General features: G+C 68.4%; 14 protein-coding genes and 1 pseudogene. 9 read left to right on the forward strand and 6 right to left on the reverse strand.

What is annotated here, in order from left to right; translation table 11 throughout:
- The 3 genes and pseudogenes from AB0I66_RS38060 to AB0I66_RS38070 form a co-directional block, all read right to left on the reverse strand.
- Positions 1-1,911 carry an ABC transporter substrate-binding protein gene (locus tag AB0I66_RS38060; RefSeq protein ID WP_363212641.1) on the reverse strand — a complete coding sequence of 637 codons (1,911 nt, stop codon included), beginning with the start codon at positions 1,909-1,911 and terminating at the stop codon, positions 1-3.
- A 416-nt stretch (positions 1,912-2,327) separates the two neighbouring features.
- Positions 2,328-3,740, reverse strand: a complete 1,413-nt coding sequence (locus AB0I66_RS38065; RefSeq protein ID WP_363212676.1) for a MinD/ParA family protein — start codon at positions 3,738-3,740, stop codon at positions 2,328-2,330.
- A 2,145-nt stretch (positions 3,741-5,885) separates the two neighbouring features.
- Positions 5,886-6,116 (reverse strand): annotated as a pseudogene (locus AB0I66_RS38070) (SCO5717 family growth-regulating ATPase); the annotation flags it as partial.
- Between the two features lie 474 nt (positions 6,117-6,590).
- Between AB0I66_RS38070 and AB0I66_RS38075 the strand changes: the two are divergent.
- A complete protein-coding gene (locus tag AB0I66_RS38075) occupies positions 6,591-7,994 on the forward strand; it encodes a PQQ-binding-like beta-propeller repeat protein (protein ID WP_363212642.1) in 1,404 nt (467 codons plus the stop codon).
- 42 nt (positions 7,995-8,036) lie between these two features.
- On the opposite strand, the gene AB0I66_RS38080 is transcribed toward AB0I66_RS38075, so the two are convergent.
- Complete coding sequence (locus AB0I66_RS38080; protein WP_363212643.1) at positions 8,037-8,357, reverse strand: DUF397 domain-containing protein; 321 nt, start codon at positions 8,355-8,357, stop codon at positions 8,037-8,039.
- A gap of 393 nt (positions 8,358-8,750) precedes the next feature.
- On the opposite strand from AB0I66_RS38080, the gene rpsO reads away from it, so the two are divergent.
- The 5 genes from rpsO to AB0I66_RS38105 all read left to right on the forward strand — a co-directional run bounded on the left by rpsO (position 8,751) and on the right by AB0I66_RS38105 (position 14,256).
- Positions 8,751-9,038 carry a 30S ribosomal protein S15 gene (gene rpsO / locus AB0I66_RS38085; RefSeq protein WP_160507553.1) on the forward strand — a complete coding sequence of 96 codons (288 nt, stop codon included), beginning with the start codon at positions 8,751-8,753 and terminating at the stop codon, positions 9,036-9,038.
- A gap of 360 nt (positions 9,039-9,398) precedes the next feature.
- Positions 9,399-11,615 carry a polyribonucleotide nucleotidyltransferase gene (locus AB0I66_RS38090; RefSeq protein ID WP_363212644.1) on the forward strand — a complete coding sequence of 739 codons (2,217 nt, stop codon included), beginning with the start codon at positions 9,399-9,401 and terminating at the stop codon, positions 11,613-11,615.
- Entirely contained in the window at positions 11,612-12,991 is a 1,380-nt protein-coding gene (locus tag AB0I66_RS38095) for a pitrilysin family protein (RefSeq protein WP_363212645.1), read from the forward strand. Before AB0I66_RS38090 ends, AB0I66_RS38095 begins: the two co-directional genes overlap by 4 nt.
- A 40-nt stretch (positions 12,992-13,031) precedes the next feature.
- Entirely contained in the window at positions 13,032-13,784 is a 753-nt protein-coding gene (gene dapB, locus AB0I66_RS38100) for a 4-hydroxy-tetrahydrodipicolinate reductase (RefSeq protein ID WP_363212646.1), read from the forward strand.
- Between the two features lie 19 nt (positions 13,785-13,803).
- Positions 13,804-14,256, forward strand: coding sequence for a hypothetical protein (locus AB0I66_RS38105; protein ID WP_363212647.1), 453 nt, complete (start codon positions 13,804-13,806; stop codon positions 14,254-14,256).
- A 9-nt stretch (positions 14,257-14,265) separates the two neighbouring features.
- Here the strand turns inward: AB0I66_RS38105 and AB0I66_RS38110 are convergent, their stop codons facing one another.
- Together AB0I66_RS38110 and AB0I66_RS38115 are read right to left on the reverse strand one after the other, a co-directional pair.
- The gene (locus tag AB0I66_RS38110; protein ID WP_363212648.1) at positions 14,266-14,826 is read right to left on the reverse strand and encodes a hypothetical protein; all 561 of its coding nucleotides are present in this window, start codon (positions 14,824-14,826) and stop codon (positions 14,266-14,268) included.
- 132 nt (positions 14,827-14,958) lie between these two features.
- Positions 14,959-15,198 (reverse strand): hypothetical protein, encoded by a 240-nt coding sequence (locus AB0I66_RS38115; RefSeq protein WP_363212649.1) that lies wholly within the window; start codon positions 15,196-15,198, stop codon positions 14,959-14,961.
- A gap of 190 nt (positions 15,199-15,388) precedes the next feature.
- On the opposite strand from AB0I66_RS38115, the gene thyX reads away from it, so the two are divergent.
- The 3 genes from thyX to AB0I66_RS38130 all read left to right on the forward strand — a co-directional run bounded on the left by thyX (position 15,389) and on the right by AB0I66_RS38130 (position 19,051).
- Entirely contained in the window at positions 15,389-16,129 is a 741-nt protein-coding gene (gene thyX / locus AB0I66_RS38120; protein ID WP_363212650.1) for an FAD-dependent thymidylate synthase, read from the forward strand.
- Positions 16,130-16,319: 190 nt separating this feature from the next.
- Positions 16,320-17,219 (forward strand): 4-hydroxy-tetrahydrodipicolinate synthase, encoded by a 900-nt coding sequence (gene dapA / locus AB0I66_RS38125; RefSeq protein WP_363212651.1) that lies wholly within the window; start codon positions 16,320-16,322, stop codon positions 17,217-17,219.
- Between the two features lie 146 nt (positions 17,220-17,365).
- A complete protein-coding gene (locus AB0I66_RS38130) occupies positions 17,366-19,051 on the forward strand; it encodes a ribonuclease J (protein WP_363212652.1) in 1,686 nt (561 codons plus the stop codon).
- Positions 19,052-19,345: the final 294 nt, after the last annotated feature.

Here is a 19,345-nt window from a genome sequence, read left to right on the forward strand (position 1 = left end):
TTACTCGCGGTCCTCTGCGGTCGAACGGCGGCGCAGGGCGAACAGGACTCCACCGCCGACGAGCACCACCGCGGCGGCGGCGATACCGATGATGACACCGGTCGAGCTTCCATCCTTGGAGGAACTCTTCCCATCCGCGGGCACCGCTGACCACCAGGACCAGTAACCGTCCTGACCGTAGATGTTGCCCGCGGCCGTCGGCATGGTGGTGATGGACTTGATCTGGTCGGTGCGGTAGGCCTCGACGGCGTTCGGGTACGCCAGGATGTTCATGTACCCGGAGTCGTAGAGCCAGGACTGCATCTCCTTGACGGTCTCCGCGCGCTTGGCCGGGTCGTACTCGGCCAGCTGCTTGTCGTAGAGCTCGTCGTACTTCTTGTCGCAGATGAAGTTGTCCGTCGCGGCGCTCTCCTTGGCCTTCACCGGGAGCGCGGCGCAGGAGTGGATGCCGAGGACGAAGTCCGGGTCGGGGTTGACCGACCAGCCGTCGAACGCCAGGTCGTACTCGCCCGCGTACCAGGGCACGGACACGTCATCAAGACAATTGACCTTGAGCCCGATCCCCAGATCGCCCCACCACTCCTTCAGATACTTCCCGACCGCCTTGTCGTTCGGGTCGGTGGCGTGACACAGGATGCGGAAGTCGAGCGGCTTCCCGTCCTTGCCGACGCGCTTGCCGTCACCGTTCTTCTTGTAGCCCGCCTCGTCCAGGAGTTGGGCCGCCTTCTTGGGGTCGTACGACAGCTTCTGGTCGGCGGAAGGCTTCCAGGCGTACTCGGAGAAGCGAGGCGGGATGTACCCCTCGCCCTCGACGGCCTGGCCCTGGAAGACCTTGTCGACCAGCGCCTCACGGTCCACGGAGAGGAAGAGCGCCTGACGGACCTTCTTGTCCAGGAGCGCCTTGTTGCCGTCACCGAACTTCTTGCGGTCGCGGGTCTGGGCGCCGGGGTTGGTCGCGAGCGCGAAGAAGCGGCGCCCGGGCCCCTCGTTCACCTTGACGTTCTCCGTGCCCTTGAGCTCGGCGGCCTGAGCGGGCGTCAGCGCGGGCTGGCCGGCGACGAAGGAGACCTCGCCCTTCTTCAGCGCCGCGACGGCCGCGTCCTGGTCCTTGTACGTCTTGAAGACCAGCTCGTCGAACTTGGGCGCGCCACGCCAGAAGTCCTTGTTGGCCTTCAGCTTCACGTACTGGTCGGTCTTGTAGTCGGTGAGCTCGAAGGGCCCGTTGCCGACGATGGGAAAGTCTTTGTCGTTGTTGAACTTGCTGACGTCGTCGACCTTCTCCCACACGTGCTTCGGGACGATCGGCACGTCGAGGGCGGCCATGGTGGCCTGCGGCTTCTTGAGCTCGATGACGAGCTGGGTGGGGCTGGGGGCGGTCACCTTCTTGAAGTTGGCGACGAAGCCGGAGTTGGCGGTGGCGGTGCCTTCCTTCGACATCAGCTTGTTGAACGTCCAGGCGGCGTCCTCGGCGGTGGCCTTCTTGCCGTCCGACCACTTGGAGTCGTCCCGGATGGTGTACGTCCAGGTCAGCTTGTCCGCGGAGGTCTCCCACTTGGTGGCGAAGCCGGGGATCGCGTGGTTGTCCTTGGCGTCGTAGTTCGTCAGGTACTCGTACGTCAGACGGTGGATGCTGGTGCTCAGCAGCCGCTGGGCGAGGAAGGGACTGAGCGAGTCGACGCTCTGGGCCACCGCGACGGTGAGGGTCTCCTTGCCGTCCGCCTTGGCCTCGGCCTGTTGGGGCGCCGGGTTGAGCGGAGAGGCAAGCCCCGCGGTCAGGGCGAGGGCTCCGGCTCCGGCCGCCAGGAGGAGGCGGAGGCGTGCGGGTGCCTTCGGGGGCGCCTGCGGGGGCGCCTTGGTGGTGGGGTGAGACCGGTGAGACCGTGTTCTGCCGTGCTGATCTTGTGTGTCCATGGGTCGGTGACCTCGCGTCATCGCTCGCGCAGAGATGGCTAGTTGATCAAGGAACGCCAGCTGGTTGATGTGTGTGTCTACCAGCGCCAGTCTGCGTCAGTCAACGGCAGGTGAACCCCATGTGGCCTGCGGAAATAACGAGTTGACCCGTATTTCATCCGCATTGGTCAAGACCTGTGAAGCGTGGCTGGTCGGGGGGTGGCGGTGGGGGGAGGGGCAGGTGGGGGAGTCGTTGTCCCTGAGCCGCCCTGCCCACCCCTGCCCTGGTCCTTTCGGTGATGGGGCAGGGCTGCGGGGTAATCGGATGGGCGGGCAGGAAAGTCTGTTCGTCAGTCGAAACTTGGGGCGCCGAGACAACAGGCTGGGCCCGCACCAGGAGCTGGTGCGGGCCCAGTTGATATCGGCGGAGGCGAAGGCTACTGCTGCGGCGCCTCCGGCGCGGGCGGCTGCGGGGGCTGGTACGGAGCCCCGGGCTGGAACGGCTGCCCAGGCTGAACAGGCGGAGGCACCTGCCCCGGCTGAGGCTGCTGCCCCTGAGGCGCGGGCGCCTGGTACGGCTGCCCAGGTGCCGGCGCCGCAGGCGCCTGCGGGGGCGCGGCGTTCTGCCACCCCTGCGGAGCCCCTGGCTGCGGCGGATACGGCTGCCCACCGGGCTGCGGCTGCTGCTGCGGGTGGGGCTGAGGAGCGTACGGCTGCTGCGGGGGCGCTTGCCCTGGCTGGGGCTGCTGCCCAGGCTGGGGCTGCTGTGGGTGAGGCTGAGGCGCCTGCGCACCGTACGGCTGCTGCCCGGGATAACCCCCCTGCCCCGGCAGGGGCGGAGCCACGACCGGAGGCGGGTTGCCGTCCGAGGTCCAGAGCCCCTGCTGCTGCTGAGCCCGTACGAAGTCCTCCGCAACCATCGCCGAGAGGTTGAAGTACGCCTCCCGCACCTTCGGCCGCATCATGTCGAGATCGACCTCGGCACCAGCGGCGAGATGCTCGTCGAAGGGGATGACGACAACCCCCCGGCACCGCGTCTCGAAGTGCGACACGATGTCGTCCACCTTGATCATCTTGCCGGTCTCGCGCACTCCGGAGATGACGGTGATCGACCGCGAGACAAGGTCGGCGTACCCATGGGCCGACAGCCAGTCCAGCGTCGTCGAGGCGCTGCTCGCCCCGTCCACGGACGGCGTAGAGATGATGATCAGCTGATCGGCAAGATCGAGAACGCCGCGCATGGCGCTGTACAGCAGCCCCGTACCCGAGTCGGTCAGGATGATCGGGTACTGCTTCCCGAGCACATCGATGGCGCGCCGGTAGTCCTCGTCATTGAAGGTGGTGGACACGGCCGGGTCGACGTCATTGGCGATGATCTCGAGCCCGGACGCGGCCTGCGAGGTGAAGCGCCGGATGTCCATGTACGAGTTGAGGTACGGGATCGCCTGCACGAGGTCACGGATGGTGGCCCCGGTCTCACGGCGCACGCGGCGCCCGAGCGTACCGGCGTCGGGGTTGGCGTCGATGGCAAGGATCTTGTCCTGCCGCTCGGTGGCAAGCGTGGAGCCGAGGGCGGTAGTGGTGGTGGTCTTGCCCACCCCACCCTTGAGACTGATGACGGCAATGCGATAGCAGGACAGAACCGGAGTCCGGATCAGCTCCAACTTCCGCTGCCGCTCGGCCTCCTCCTTCTTGCCGCCGAGCTTGAACCGGGACCCGCCGGCAGCGGGCCGACTGCTCTTGGCCTTCGGCTTGGTGTTGCGCAGCAGCCGATCGGAGGACAACTCGACGGCAGCGGTGTAACCGAGGGGCGCGCCGGGATTGGTCCGCTCACGCTGATCATGCTGCACGGGCTGCGGCCAGGCGGCACCGGTACGGGGATCGATGGGGGCCTGCGGCTGGGCCTGTGGCTGTGGCTGAGCCTGGGGCGGCTGCTGGGCCTGCGGCTGTGGCTGTGGCTGAGCCTGGGGCGGCTGCTGGGCCGGAAGCGGCTGCTGCTGAGGCTGCGGCTGTACGGGAGCAGGAGCCTGCGGCATCGGCTGCGGCGCGGGCGGCTGCTGGGCCTGAGGCGCGGGCGCGGGAGGCTGCGGGAACCCATAACTACCGTGCGGGGCAGGGGAATTGGGCTGAACAGGAGCGGGCGCCCCTTGCTGGGGGAACCCGTAACTACCCTGCTGCGGGGGCGCAACGGGCCCAGGAGCTGGAGCCCCTGCCTGCGGGAAGCCATACCCGGCGGGCGGAGCGGCTGCTTCGGGAGCAGGGGCGGGGGCGGGAGCGGGGGCAGGAGCCGGAGCCCCGGCCTGCGGGAAGCCGTACCCGGTGGGCGGAGCGGCTGCCTCGGGAGCAGGAGCCGGAGCCGGAGCGGGGGCAGGGGCAGGGGCAGGGGCACCGGCCTGCGGGAAGCCGTACCCGGCGGGCGGAGCGGTCGCTTCGGGAGCAGGAGTCGGGGCCGGGGCCGGGGCCGGAGCGGGGGCAGGGGTAGGCGCACCGGGCTGCGGGAAGCCGTACCCGGCAGCTGGAGCAACCGCTTCGGGAGCCGGGGCCGGAGCGGGGGCAGGGGCAGGCGCACCGGCCTGCGGGAACCCGTACCCGGCGGCCGGAGCGGCTGCTTCGGGAGCGGGAGCGGGGGCGGGAGCCGGAGCCCCGGCCTGCGGGAAGCCGTACCCGGCAGGTGGAGCAACCGCTTCGGGAGCCGGAGCCGGAGCCGGAGCCGGAGCCGGAGCGGGGGCAGGGGACGGGGCAGGCGCACCAGCCTGCGGGAACCCGTACCCACTGGGCGGCGGAGCTGGCGCGTCGGCGACCGGCGAGGGAGCCACGGGCCCGGTGGGCGAGGGCCACGCCGGGGGCGCAGGCTGCGGAGCCTGCGGCTGCACCGGCGCAGGGGCCGGAGCAGGCGCGACCTGCTGCGGCACCTGCGGCTGAACGTGTTCGGGGGCCGGCGGTGGCGTCGGCTCGGGCCACTGCGGCGCAGAGGTGGGCGCGGCGGGCTGGAAGGCGGGCGGCAACGGCGGAAGCCCACCGTTCGGCGCGGGCGGCGGAGTCCAGGAGGGCGGCACGGAGTCCTGCACCTCATCGACGGGCGCGACAGGCACGGAGTCCTGCGGAGCGGCGTCCTGAGGAACAGCGTCACGGACCTCGTCTTCGGCATCCCCCGCGTCGTCGGAGGTACTCAACTCCGCAGCGGCGGAATCGCTGTCACCCGAGCCTTCAACATCACCGGCTCCGGCCCCGGCACCAGTAGCTGCACCGGCATCGACGCTGACACCGACATCACCAGGCTCACCAGAGCCAACCTCGTCGTCATCAACCTTCGCGGCCCCACCATCGGCCACGTCCACGGGCTCATCGTCGGAGTCGTCCCGCGAAGCCTCAGCAGCGGCCCGCTCCTCGATCTCACGCATCTCCCGCTTCAGGGCGGCAGAGGAGAACCGCATGGTGGCGCCACTCTCAAGATCGCCACTGCTGTCGGCAAGGGGCTCAACCACAGGGGAAGGCGCAACAACAGGCTCCCCCTGAAGCTCCGCACCAGCATCGCCATCGCCACCGACCTCCGCCTCAGGCTCCGCCACCTCAGGCTCCGCCTCCTCGGGCGCAACCTCAGGCTTGGGCACAACACCAGTCACATGCACGGAGGAGGCAACACCAGCAACGGCCCCGCTCCAGTCAGCGGCACCCCCCGAGGGCGAACCACCCTCAGGCGCAGCAGAGTCGGAGGGTTCGGCCGGAGCCGGTGCAACCGGCGCAGACCAGTCAGCCCGCGGCTGGAACCCACCCCCCACAGGCAGCTTCGGCACAACGGAGGGCGGCCCAACAGGAGGAGACAGCGGAGCCGGAGGCTCAGGAGCAGCGGGAGGAAGAACGGCCTCCTCAGAAACCGCAGACGCAGACTCCGAAGGCGCCACAGGCGCCCCAGCAGACGAAGCAGGAGTCGAGTCCGAGTCAGATGTCGAGGCCGAAGCCGAAGGAGTCTCCCCCGCACTGCCGGACGCATTCTGCGTATACCAGGCAGGAGGGGCGTAGTCGATGGTGAACTCGCCCGTCGTCTCGGCAGCGGACTCCGCGTCGGACTGATCATCGACGGGTGAATCCCAGCCCCCGCGGATCTCGTCCCGATCGCTGTTCACAATGCCTCCTGATGTGGTCGAGCACCCTCGTGCCGTGGTGGGAGGGCGACCGTTTCTGTCGTCCGATCCGCCAAGGCTCTCCCCGTGGTGGACGCACACCACCCACTCCCGGGTTCTGGCGACGCGTCCAGTACCAGCCTAATCACCAAAAGCACCAGCACGGCAGGGCAGCCCACCCCACGAATCCTGTCCTTTCCCTCACGCTCCCCACGGGAGTGACCCCCATATCCGGAACCGTGACGGACAAAAGCCCCAACAGGCGACAAGGGGCTGTCAATTCACGAGGCCCGGAGGAACTCCCGCTTCGCAGCGCGGCGTTGGCTGCCGCGACGGCCTCGCGGGTGGATCAACGGCACGCGCGTAGACGTACGATCTTCGCTCCACCCCACACAGGCGCCCCAAGCCCACGCCCTACGCCCACCACCCCTCCTGCGCCACCCCACCCCTCCCACGAACACCCACAGCCCCCACAAACGCAGACAAGGACCTCACGACGTGAGCTTCGGCCCGCCTCCTTCCTCCTTCACCCAATCCGCACTGGCAGCGGACGGAGCTCGCAGGAACCGTCGGAGGCGGATGGCCGGCGTCGTCGTCGCGGTCCTCGTCGCGGTGCTGTGCGTCGGTGGCGGGTATCTGTGGCTCGGGGCCGGCGGCTCGACACCTGAGGGCGACAAGCCCGGCGCCGCCCCTCAGGATCGGCTCGACATCAGGCAGACGGTCGAGGAACGGCCCGAGACCAGGAGGGGTCAGATGGCCTTCCGGTTCTCTGTGGACGACATGAGCCCGGGGGAGGAGTACGAGATGCCGGGCACGTGGGCGACCGACAAGATCCTCGCCAAGGGCATCAACAAATCGCTTGTCGGCTTCAAGATGGGCGATGACGCGACCACGGGTGACGAAGCCTGGCGTACGGCACTCAGCGGCCCCATCTGTGGAACCACCCGGCACGTGACCGTGGAAGCCCGTACGGCGGTGCTGCACAGGTCCAAAGACGACCCCGAGGCTCCGTGCGACCGGGTGACTTTCTTCGACATCGACACGGGGGAGAAGGTCTGGGGCAAAACGTTTCCGACGTCGGAGACGCTGCTCGGGCAGGATCCGACGAGTGTGTCGATGACGCGGGGCACCGTCGCCGTGGCGTGGGGCAACGGCTCGGTGGCCTACGACATGGACACAGGGGATCGCTTGTGGAAGAAGGCCCGTGTCTCAGGCTGTGAGCACCGGGGCCTGGCGGGTGGGCGCGGTCTGCTCATGCTGTTGGCGTGCGCCCACACCAAGGACGTGACGTTCCAGGTGCAGAAGCTGGATCCCCGTACCGGCGACGCGAAGTGGACGTACCTGGCCGCCCATGGAATCAAGGGGATCAACCTGCTGTCCGCCGAGCCCGCTGTCATCGCTCCCGCCGCGGGCGACAACGCGGTGACGCACCTGATCTCGATCGACGACCACGGAAAGCGGCGCGCGACCATCGGGCTCGGAAGCGGGCGCTATGTCGTCAACTGCGATACCGCGACAGGCTTCGACGCGGCCGACGACTGCCCCTCCACGGTGGTCAGTGACGACCAGGTCTTCGTCATGAGCCGCGAGGACCCCCACGGCGACATGATCAACAACTCGAATCACATCGTGTCGTTCGACCTCGCGACGGGCAAGACCGTCAAGAAGTTCGAATCGGGGAGTGGTCAGCTGCTCTACCCGATGCGGATGAGCGGAGACCAGCTCCTCGCCTACCGGGAGAGCACCGACCACATCACGCCCATGGGGCTGACGAGTCTCGACCCGCGGACCGGCAAGGAGACCCCGTACTTCTACTTCGCCCTGCCCGTTGAGGGCTGGACGCTTGCCGGCGTCGAACTGAGTGACGTCGTGATCCAGGACGGACGGCTCTTCTTCGGCAGCAGGCAGGCGAGCGGCCCCAGTGCCGAGAAGAAGAAGGAATGGTCGTGGCTGGTCGTCGGCCTCGAGGGTGCGAAGCGGTAGACGCACTCGGCCCAGGGGTGAGGGTGGGCCCGGAGGTCGGGTTCAGCCCTCGCCCCGGCCGCCGTCGCGCGGCGCCGCCGGCTCCAGATCGAACTCCCCGTCCCGCGCCCCGAGCACGAAGGCCCGCCACTCCGCCTCGGTGTATCGCAGCACCGTCTCGGGCTCGAGCGACGACCGCATGGCCACGGCACCGTCCGGCAGGTACGCGATCTCGACCCGTTCCTCGTGCGCCTCGGTGCCCGGCGCGCTGTGCCACTCCACGCCGGAGATGTCGAGAGCGTAGAGCTCGTTCTTCTCCCGCTCCTTGCGCGCTGCGACGTCCTCGTCCTGCCCCTGGACGCTCTTGTCCTCTGTACCGGCCATGATGCGGAGGCCCCTTCCCCACGTGCGAGCGATGCGACTGACCTGCCCGCTCAGCGTACGTGCGGCTCGGATCCGTGGAGCGGGTTCCGATCACGCTCACACCGGGGAGGGAGAATCACGCACGCAAGGGTGGAGAATGAGGTAGAGAACGCCTGTCGAGGCGGCACGGGCGCCCATACCGCCCCGGTAAAGCCGCACACAAGCCGACTGGTACCCTGTGTAGCGGCCGTATGTGTACGCGCCCCCAGACCCCCCGAGGTCGAGACTCATCGAGGCTCTGACCGAGGACCTGGAGGCAGCGCCCAGCGGACCTCGCCTCCCGAGTTATGGAAGCTCCCCTGCGATGTAGACCAGGGGCACTCGGTGGCCACGAAAAGACTACGAGGAGTAAGCGTGTCGCTCGACGCCGCTACGAAGAAGCAGATCATGACCGAGTTCGGCCAGAAGGAGGGCGACACCGGCTCCCCCGAGGTCCAGGTCGCCATGCTCTCGCGCCGTATCTCGGACCTGACCGAGCACCTCAAGACCCACAAGCACGACCACCACTCCCGTCGTGGTCTGCTGATCCTGGTCGGTCAGCGCCGCCGTCTGCTGCAGTACCTGGCCAAGAAGGACATCAAGCGCTTCCGTGCGCTGGTGGACCGTCTGGGCATCCGTCGCGGTGCGGCGGGCGCCAAGTAAGACATCGTGAAGGGGGCGGTTCCCACGCAAGAGGGGGCCGCTCCCTTTGCTGTACGTGCGCGTTGTCACCGACACTTTGTAGTCTGGTGACATAGGCACGTCCCCGCGGGTAGGGATCACCATGGTCCAGCGCCCCGGGGACACCCAGCAGGACCTCACGAAGGAGAGGCGCACCAGCCGCCGCCGATCTTCGGTAGTGGCCCCCGGGCGAAACCCCCGGGAGCTTCGATCGAAGACCGGCCCGCACACACGGCGCGTTTCTCCGCACAGTCCCTGTCCACGAAAGGACGCATGGGGCGCCGCTCCCGGGCCACACGGGCCCAGGGGCGAGAAGACGAAACGTAGACACGTAGGAGAACAGTGGAGAACGAGACCCACTACGCCGAGGCTGTTATCGACAACGGCACTTTCGGCACCCGCACCATCCGCTTCGAGACGGGCCGCCTGGCCAAGCAGGCCGCAGGCTCCGCCGTCGCGTACCTGGACGACGACACCATGGTGCTGTCGGCCACCACCGCTTCCAAGCGGCCCAAGGACCAGCTCGACTTCTTCCCCCTCACGGTGGACGTCGAGGAGCGGCAGTACGCCGCCGGCAAGATCCCCGGTTCGTTCTTCCGTCGTGAGGGCCGTCCCTCCGAGGACGCGATCCTGACCTGCCGCCTGATCGACCGCCCGCTGCGTCCTTCTTTCAAGAAGGGCCTGCGCAACGAGATCCAGATCGTCGAGACGATCATGGCGCTCAACCCCGACCACCTGTACGACGTGGTCGCGATCAACGCCGCCTCCTGCTCCACGCAGCTGGCCGGCCTGCCCTTCTCGGGCCCGATCGGCGGCACGCGCGTGGCGCTCATCAAGGGCCAGTGGGTCGCCTTCCCGACGCACACCGAGCTCGAGGACGCCGTCTTCGACATGGTCGTCGCCGGTCGCGTCCTGGAGGACGGCGACGTCGCGATCATGATGGTCGAGGCCGAGGCCACCGAGAAGACCATCCAGCTGGTGAAGGACGGCGCCGAGGCCCCGACCGAAGAGGTCGTCGCCGCCGGTCTGGAAGCCGCGAAGCCCTTCATCAAGGCGCTCTGCAAGGCCCAGTCGGACCTCGCCGCCAAGGCCGCCAAGCCCACCGGTGAGTTCCCGGTCTTCCTGGACTACCAGGACGACGTCCTCGAGGCCCTCACCGCCGCCGTGAAGTCGGAGCTCTCGCAGGCCCTGACCATCGCCGGCAAGCAGGAGCGCGAGGCCGAGCTGGACCGCGTCAAGGAGATCGCCTCCGAGAAGCTGCTCCCGCAGTTCGAGGGCCGCGAGAAGGAGATCTCCGGTGCCTACCGCGCGCTGACCAAGAAGCTGGTCCGCGAGCGCGTCATCAAGGACAAGGTCCGCATCGACGGCCGTGGCGTCACGGACATCCGTACGCTCGCCGCCGAGGTCGAGGCCATCCCGCGCGTGCACGGCTCGGCGCTGTTCGAGCGTGGCGAGACCCAGATCCTGGGCGTCACCACCCTCAACATGCTCCGTATGGAGCAGCAGCTCGACACCCTTTCGCCGGTGACGCGCAAGCGCTACATGCACAACTACAACTTCCCGCCGTACTCGGTCGGCGAGACCGGCCGCGTCGGTTCGCCGAAGCGCCGCGAGATCGGCCACGGCGCGCTCGCCGAGCGCGCGATCGTGCCGGTGCTCCCCTCGCGCGAGGAGTTCCCGTACGCGATCCGTCAGGTCTCCGAGGCCCTCGGTTCCAACGGCTCGACGTCCATGGGCTCGGTCTGCGCCTCGACGATGTCGCTGCTGAACGCCGGTGTGCCGCTGAAGGCCGCCGTCGCCGGTATCGCCATGGGTCTGATCTCGCAGGAGATCGACGGCCAGACGCACTACGTCGCCCTCACCGACATCCTCGGTGCGGAGGACGCGTTCGGCGACATGGACTTCAAGGTCGCCGGCACGAAGCAGTTCGTGACCGCGCTCCAGCTCGACACCAAGCTCGACGGCATCCCCGCCTCGGTCCTGGCCGCCGCGCTGAAGCAGGCCCGTGACGCGCGTCTGCACATCCTCGACGTGATGAACGAGGCGATCGACGTTCCGGACGAGATGTCCCCGAACGCGCCGCGCATCATCACCGTCAAGATCCCGGTGGACAAGATCGGTGAGGTCATCGGCCCGAAGGGCAAGATGATCAACCAGATCCAGGAGGACACCGGCGCCGACATCACGATCGAGGACGACGGCACCATCTACATCGGTGCCGCCCAGGGCTCGCAGGCCGAGGCCGCCCGCGCCACGATCAACGGCATCGCCAACCCGACCATGCCGGAGGTCGGCGAGCGCTACCTGGGCACCGTCGTGAAGACGACGACCTTCGGCGCGTTCGTCTCGCTCATGCCGGGCAAGGACGGTCTGCTGCACATCTCGCAGATCCGCAAGCTCGCCGGCGGCAAGCGCGTGGAGAACGTCGAGGACGTCGTCGGCGTGGGCCAGAAGGTCCAGGTCGAGATCGCCGAGATCGACTCCCGCGGCAAGCTCTCCCTCATCCCCGTCATCGAGGGTGAAGAGGGCGACGACACGAAGGACGACACCGACAAGTGACGTCGCGTAGCACCACGACGACGGCCCGCCCCTCTTCGGAGGGGCGGGCCGTCGCCCGTACCCAAACCCTCCTCAAGGGCAAGGACGGCATCGGCACGGTCCGCCGTACGACGTTGCCGGGCGGCCTCCGGGTCGTCACCGAGACCCTGCCCTCCGTACGCTCGGCGACCTTCGGGATCTGGGCGAACGTCGGTTCCCGTGACGAGACGCCGTCCCTGAACGGCGCCACGCACTACTTGGAGCACCTGCTCTTCAAGGGCACCAAGAAGCGCAGCGCCCTCGACATCTCGGCCGCGCTCGACGCGGTCGGCGGCGAGATGAACGCGTTCACGGCGAAGGAGTACACGTGCTACTACGCACGCGTGCTCGACACCGACCTGCCGCTGGCCATCGACGTCGTCTGCGACATGCTGACGGGCTCCCTGATCCTCCAGGAGGACGTCGACGCGGAGCGCGGCGTCATCCTCGAAGAGATCGCGATGACCGAGGACGACCCGGGCGACTGCGTGCACGACCTGTTCGCGCACACGATGCTCGGCGACACCCCCCTCGGCCGCCCGGTCCTCGGCACCGAGGAGACGGTCAACGCCCTCACCGCCGAGCGGATCCGCCGCTTCTACAAGAAGCACTACGACCCGACCCACCTCGTGGTCGCGGCCGCGGGCAACGTGGATCACAACAAGGTCGTACGTCAGGTCCGTGCCGCCTTCGAGAAGGCGGGCGCCCTGGGCCGCACCGACGCCACCCCGGTCGTCCCGCGCCAGGGCTCACGCAGCCTGCGCACGGCCGGCCGCGTCGAGGTCGTCAACCGCAAGACCGAGCAGGCCCACGTCATCCTCGGCATGCCGGGCCTGGCCCGCACCGACGAGCGCCGCTGGGCCATGGGCGTCCTGAACACCGCGCTCGGCGGCGGCATGTCGTCCCGCCTCTTCCAGGAGGTCCGGGAGAAGCGCGGCCTGGCCTACAGCGTGTACTCGTACACGTCGGGCTTCGCCGACACCGGCCTCTTCGGCGTGTACGCGGGCTGCCGCCCGAGCCAGGTGCACGACGTGCTGAAGATCTGCCGCGACGAGCTCGACCAGGTCGCGGAGCACGGTCTGTCGGACGACGAGATCGCGCGTGCGATCGGCCAGCTCGCGGGCTCCACCGTCCTCGGCCTCGAGGACACCGGCGCGCTGATGAACCGCATCGGCAAGAGCGAGCTGTGCTGGGGCGAGCAGATGTCGGTCGACGACATGCTGGCCAAGATCGCGGCGGTCACCCCGGACGACGTCCGCGAGGTCGCCCGTGAGGTCCTCGGCCACCGTCCCTCGCTGTCGGCCATCGGCCCGCTCAAGGACAAGCAGGCCGCCCGCCTGCACGAAGCGGTCTCCTAAGGCCTCAGCGGTCTCCTCACTCCCTTAAGGAATCAGGTACATGAGCAAGCTGCGCGTGGCGGTCATCGGAGCCAAGGGCCGGATCGGCTCCGAGGCCGTCCGAGCCGTCGAAGCCGCCGAGGACCTGGAGCTGGTCGCCGCGCTCGGCCGGGGCGACTCGCTGGACACGCTGGTGGAGACCGGCGCCCAGGTCGTGGTCGAACTGACCAACCCCGACTCGGTGATGGACAACCTCGACTTCTGCGTACGGCACGGCATCCATGCCGTGGTCGGTACGACGGGCTGGACCGACGACCGCGTCGCGCAGCTGGAGACCGCCCTTGCCGCATCGCCGGAGACGGGCGTCCTGATCGCCCCGAACTTCTCCATCGGCGCGGTGCTCACCATGAAGTTCGCGCAGATCGCGGCGCCGTACTTCGAGTCCGTCGAGGTCGTCGAGCTGCACCACCCGAACAAGGCCGACGCCCCCAGCGGCACCGCCACGCGCACCGCCCAGCTCATCGCCGAGGCGCGCCGCGAAGCGGGCAGCGCCCCGCAGCCGGACGCCACGACGACCGCGCTCGACGGCGCCCGTGGCGCGGACGTCGACGGCGTGCCGGTGCACTCCGTGCGCCTGCGCGGCCTCCTGGCCCACCAGGAGGTGCTGCTCGGCGGCGAGGGCGAGACGCTCACCGTCCGGCACGACTCGCTGCACCACAGCAGCTTCATGCCGGGCATCCTGCTCGGCGTACGGCGTGTGGTGAGCACTCCGGGCCTCACGTTCGGCCTGGAACACTTCCTGGACCTGAACTGACACGGACCGGCTGACCCACATGCGAGCAAAGATCACTTACGCCGTCACGGCTGCCGTCCTGGTCGTCTACTTCGTCCTGGTCGGCAGCCGCGGCGTGCTCCTCATACAGCACGGCACCGCGCTCACCGTCACCTTCGGTGTCGCGGTGCTCATCCTGCCGTTCATCGGCGTCTGGTTCCTCTGGAAGAACACGCAGTTCGTCCAGCGCGCCAACCGTCTCGCCGCCGAGCTGGAGGCCGAAGGCGGCCTGCCCGTCGACGAGTTGAAGCGCACGCCCGGCGGCCGCATCGACCGCGACTCGGCCGACGAGGTCTTCGCCCGGCGCAAGGCCGAGACCGAGGATTCGCCGGACGACTGGCGCTGCTGGTTCCGCCTGGCCGTCGCCTATCACGACGCCCGGGACACCCCGCGCGCGCGGCAGGCGATGCAGCGTGCGATCGCGCTGCACGCCGGCCGGCCGGTGAACGTCTAGCGGCTCGGATCAGGCGGTACGGCGGTATTCGTCGGCCCACACCTCGATTGAGTCGGCCGCCCGGTTGAACGCCTCGTACCGCGCCAGGAAGTCGGCGTTGCGGTCGGTGAGCAACGGCTGCTGCCCCTCGGCCCGCTGATCCCGGCGTACGAGGACGAGTGCCTGCCCCTGCACGGTGCGGGGCAGCCCGAGCCACCGCACGGGCTGCTGCGTCGTGCGCACCGTCACGACCTGCGCCCACGGCACGGTCTGCGTCGTCAGGAAGGCCACACGACGCAGTCCGTGCGCGCTCACCCAGGTGCCCATCCGCAGCAGCCGCAGCGCGCTCACGATGATCGCCACGGCGAGCCCCGCGCAGATCGCGGCGCCCGCCAGTGAGTCCGCGAACGCGATGATGACGGCGGCGACGAGGACGTACGAGGCGAGCAGCAGGAGCAGCGCGGCCGCCCCCACCCGCCACGGGCCCGGCCGGTAGGGCCTGCGCCAGTGGTCGCGGTCGTCGAACGGCAGCGCGGCGTCGTCCGCTGACTCGTCAAAGGCTCGGTCCGCCGTCAGAAAGGGCAGGGGCACGACTGAATCCTCACTCGATCCACGCACGGGCTGTGCCCGGTGAGGCTACCGAGCCCCGCTCCCGCCTACCACCTCTGGGGGGCCATGGGGGTACCTCCCACGCTTTCAGGGCAGTGGGGGAGAGTCAGGCCGTCATCGATCGTCCGACGCCTCTGACTGCTGGTTCTGCGCGGGTGACTGATCGGGTGACAGGGCCGGCATGCCGAACAGCAGGGAACCCGCGAGGCCGGCGACCACGACCAGGCCGACCAGGGTGCGGCCCACGACCTGAGCGGCCGAGGCACGCTCTCGGGGTGGGGGAGTGACGTTGCTGCGGAACTTGTCGGCTTCGGCGATGAAGGCGAACGGGACGGGCTCGCGCCGACGGAACATGGGGTGCGTTTCTCCTCACGCGACTCGAACTTAACTCTGTTGTCCAGATAGACGCTCGAAACGGCCAATTGGTGCCCGGTTTCACCAAATTCGCCGAAGATTGTCGCGGCGAGGCACCGAACGGCCGATTGTCAGTGCCGGGCCATAGAGTGGGCGCCGCCCGAGTGATGCACATGGAAGGACCCCGCCAGTGAGCGAGACCCCCACCGAAGACCTCAAGCCCAGCTTCCGCAGCGAGGTCACCGTCGAGTTGGTGAAGCATGCCGCGACCGACTCCGACGTCCTGTGGGCCGCCCGTGTCTCCACTGCCGGTGAGCAGTCCCTGGAGGAGCTCCAGAAGGACCCCGAGCGCTCCAAGGGCCTGATCAACTACCTGATGCGGGACCGCCACGGCAGTCCGTTCGAGCACAACTCGATGACGTTCTTCATCAGCGCCCCGATCTTCGTCTTCCGCGAGTTCATGCGGCACCGCGTGGGCTGGTCGTACAACGAGGAATCGGGCCGCTACAGGGAGCTCCAGCCGACGTTCTACGTCCCTGGAGAGTCCCGCAAGCTGGTCCAGGAGGGCCGCCCCGGGAAGTACGTCTTCGTGGAGGGCACCCAGGCCCAGCAGGAGCTCACGGGCCGCGTCATGGAGGACTCGTACCGCCAGGCGTATGAGGCCTATCAGGAGATGCTCGCCGCCGGTGTCGCGCGCGAAGTTGCCCGCGCGGTCCTGCCGGTCGGCCTCTTCTCGTCGATGTACGCGACGTGCAACGCCCGTTCGCTGATGCACTTCCTCGGCCTGCGCACGCAGCACGAGCTCGCCAAGGTCCCGTCCTTCCCGCAGCGGGAGATCGAGATGGTCGGCGAGAAGATGGAGGAGCAGTGGGCCAAGCTCATGCCCCTCACGCACGCGGCGTTCAACGCCAATGGACGCGTGGCTCCGTAAGGCACTGATGTACGGGTGGGCTGAGTGAGGTGTCCGTATTGCGGCATTTCGAGAAGTTCATCTAGCCTGATCAAACGGACCCGGCACTGCTTGAACCCCCGAGCAGGCAGTGCCGGGCTCCTCACTTGTCAGGTCCGCACACATCCCCCGAGGGGGGACCACGCGCTGAGCAGCGAGTAGCGTGTTACCCATGGCTCCGACCTCCACTCCGCAGACCCCCTTCGGCAGGGTCCTCACCGCTATGGTCACGCCCTTCACGGCGGACGGCGCACTCGACCTCGACGGCGCGCAGCAGCTCGCCGCCCACTTGGTGGACGCAGGCAACGACGGCCTCGTCATCAACGGCACCACGGGCGAGTCCCCGACCACCAGCAACGCGGAGAAAGCCGATCTCGTACGAGCCGTGGTGGAAGCAGTCGGAGACCGCGCCCACGTCGTGGCGGGCGTCGGCACGAACGACACCCGCCACAGCATCGAGCTCGCCCGCGACGCCGAGCGTGTCGGCGCCACCGGCCTCCTGACGGTCACGCCGTACTACAACAAGCCCCCGCAGGAGGGCCTCCTCCGGCACTTCACCGCGATCGCCGACAGCACCGAGCTGCCGGTCATGCTCTACGACATCCCCGGCCGCAGTGGCGTACCGATCAACACCGAGACGATCGTCCGCCTCGCCCACCACCCCCGGATCGTCGCCAACAAGGACGCCAAGGGTGACCTCGGCCGCGCCAGCTGGGCCATCGCCCGCTCCGGCCTCGCCTGGTACTCCGGCGACGACATGCTGAACCTCCCGCTGCTCTCCGTGGGCGCCTGCGGCTTCGTCTCCGTCGTCAGCCACGTGGTCACGCCCGAGCTGCGCGCGATGATCGACGCGTTCTCCACGGGTGACGTACAGAAGGCCACCGAGATCCACCAGAAGCTGCTCCCGGTCTTCACCGGCATGTTCCGTACGCAGGGTGTGATCACCACCAAGGCGGCGCTCACCCTGCAGGGCCGTCCCGCGGGCCCGCTGCGCCTGCCCCTGGTGGAGCTGTCGCACGACGAGACGGCCCAGCTCAAGATCGATCTCGCCGCCGGCGGGGTACAGCTCTAAACACAGACTTCACAACTGAATACGCGAAACACCGCGGGACACCGGCTGACGCCGTCCCGCACCCACACCAAACAACTGCTACTGCACGAACGTCATGCGCGCCACGTGCCCCGGAGGTACGTGGCGCGTGTGGTGAGGAGAGTCTTTTGAGTCATCCGCATCCTGAACTCGGCGCCCCGCCGAAGCTCCCCAAGGGCGGCCTGCGGGTCACCCCGCTGGGCGGCCTCGGTGAGATCGGCCGCAACATGACCGTATTCGAGTACAACGGTCGCCTGCTGATCGTCGACTGCGGAGTGCTCTTCCCCGAGGAGGAGCAGCCCGGAATCGACCTGATCCTGCCGGACTTCACGTCCATCAGGGACCGCCTCGACGACATCGACGGCATCGTGCTCACGCACGGCCACGAGGACCACATCGGCGGTGTCCCCTATCTCCTGCGCGAGAAGCCGGACATCCCCCTGATCGGCTCCAAGCTGACCCTCGCGCTCATCGAGGCGAAGCTCCAGGAGCACCGCATCCGTCCGTACACGCTCGAGGTCGTCGAGGGCGACCGCGAGCGCCTGGGCCCGTTCGACTGCGAGTTCGTCGCGGTCAACCACTCCATCCCGGACGCCCTGGCCGTCGCCGTCCGCACCCCCGCGGGCATGGTGGTCGCCACCGGCGACTTCAAGATGGACCAGCTGCCGATGGACGGCCGCCTCACGGACCTGCACGCGTTCGCACGGCTGAGCGAGGAGGGCATCGACCTCCTTCTCTCCGACTCGACGAACGCCGAGGTCCCGGGCTTCGTCCCGCCGGAGCGCGACATCTCGAACGTGATCCGGGGCGTCTTCGCCGGCGCCCAGAAGCGGATCATCGTCGCCAGCTTCGCCAGCCACGTCCACCGCATCCAGCAGATCCTGGACGCCGCCCACGAGTACGGCCGCAGGGTCGCCTTCGTCGGCCGCTCCATGGTCCGCAACATGGGCATCGCGCGGGACCTCGGCTACCTCAAGGTCCCGCCGGGCCTGGTCGTCGACGTCAAGACGCTCGACGACCTGCCGGACCACGAGGTCGTGCTCGTCTGCACGGGCTCGCAGGGTGAACCGATGGCCGCCCTCTCCCGGATGGCCAACCGCGACCACCAGATCCGCATCGTCCAGGGCGACACGGTGATCCTGGCGTCGTCGCTCATCCCCGGCAACGAGAACGCGGTCTACCGCGTGATCAACGGCCTGACCCGCTGGGGAGCGAACGTCGTCCACAAGGGCAACGCGAAGGTGCACGTCTCCGGCCACGCCTCGGCCGGCGAGCTCCTGTACTTCTACAACATCTGCAAGCCCAAGAACCTGATGCCGGTACACGGAGAATGGCGCCACCTGCGCGCCAACGCCGAGCTGGGCGCCCTCACCGGCATCCCGCACGACCGCATCGTGATCGCCGAGGACGGCGTCGTCGTCGACCTCGTCGAGGGCAAGGCGAAGATCGTCGGCAAGGTCCAGGCCGGTTACGTGTACGTCGACGGGCTCTCCGTGGGCGATGTAGGCGAGCCCGCGCTGAAGGACCGCAGGATCCTCGGGGACGAGGGCATCATCTCGGTCTTCGTGGTCGTGGACTCCAGCACCGGCAAGATCACCGGGGGCCCGCACATCCAGGCCCGTGGCTCCGGCATCGAGGACTCGGCCTTCTCGGCAGTCATGCCGAGGGTCCAGGAGGTCCTCGAGAAGTCGGCCCAGGACGGTGTCGTCGAGCCCCACCAGCTGCAGCAACTCATCCGCCGCACGCTGGGCAAGTGGGTCTCGGACAACTACCGCCGACGCCCGATGATCCTTCCCGTCGTCGTCGAGGTCTGACCCCGGCACTGCGTGAACTAGGAGCGGGGCGCCTCGATTTGCATCGAGGCGCCCCGCTCCAGTACGTTTACGTCTCCGCCTGAGAGGGAAGCACCCGGCACTCACGTGCTCGGAGCCACTCGAAGAGGGCGGGGGAATTCCGACTCAGAATCTCTGATAAAGTCGGAGCCGCCGGAAAGGGAAACGCGAAAGCCGAAAAGCCGGAGCGGGAACCGGAAAGGCACCGAGGAAATCGGACACGAAAGAGTCTGATAGAGTCGGAAACGCAAGACAGCGAAACACAGCAAGACAAAA

This window comes from Streptomyces sp. NPDC050439 (assembly GCF_040655335.1).
Taxonomy (GTDB): Bacteria; Actinomycetota; Actinomycetes; order Streptomycetales; family Streptomycetaceae; genus Streptomyces.

Coding starts and splice junctions, on each gene's coding strand:
- AB0I66_RS38075 (WP_363212642.1), top strand. CDS start 6,591: ATGGCCGGCGTCGTCGTCGCGGTCCTCGTCGCGGTGCTGTGCGTCGGT.
- AB0I66_RS38060 (WP_363212641.1), bottom strand. CDS start 1,911: ATGGACACACAAGATCAGCACGGCAGAACACGGTCTCACCGGTCTCAC.
- AB0I66_RS38115 (WP_363212649.1), bottom strand. CDS start 15,198: ATGTTCCGTCGGCGCGAGCCCGTCCCGTTCGCCTTCATCGCCGAAGCC.
- dapA (WP_363212651.1), top strand. CDS start 16,320: ATGGCTCCGACCTCCACTCCGCAGACCCCCTTCGGCAGGGTCCTCACC.
- dapB (WP_363212646.1), top strand. CDS start 13,032: ATGAGCAAGCTGCGCGTGGCGGTCATCGGAGCCAAGGGCCGGATCGGC.
- AB0I66_RS38080 (WP_363212643.1), bottom strand. CDS start 8,357: ATGGCCGGTACAGAGGACAAGAGCGTCCAGGGGCAGGACGAGGACGTC.
- AB0I66_RS38105 (WP_363212647.1), top strand. CDS start 13,804: ATGCGAGCAAAGATCACTTACGCCGTCACGGCTGCCGTCCTGGTCGTC.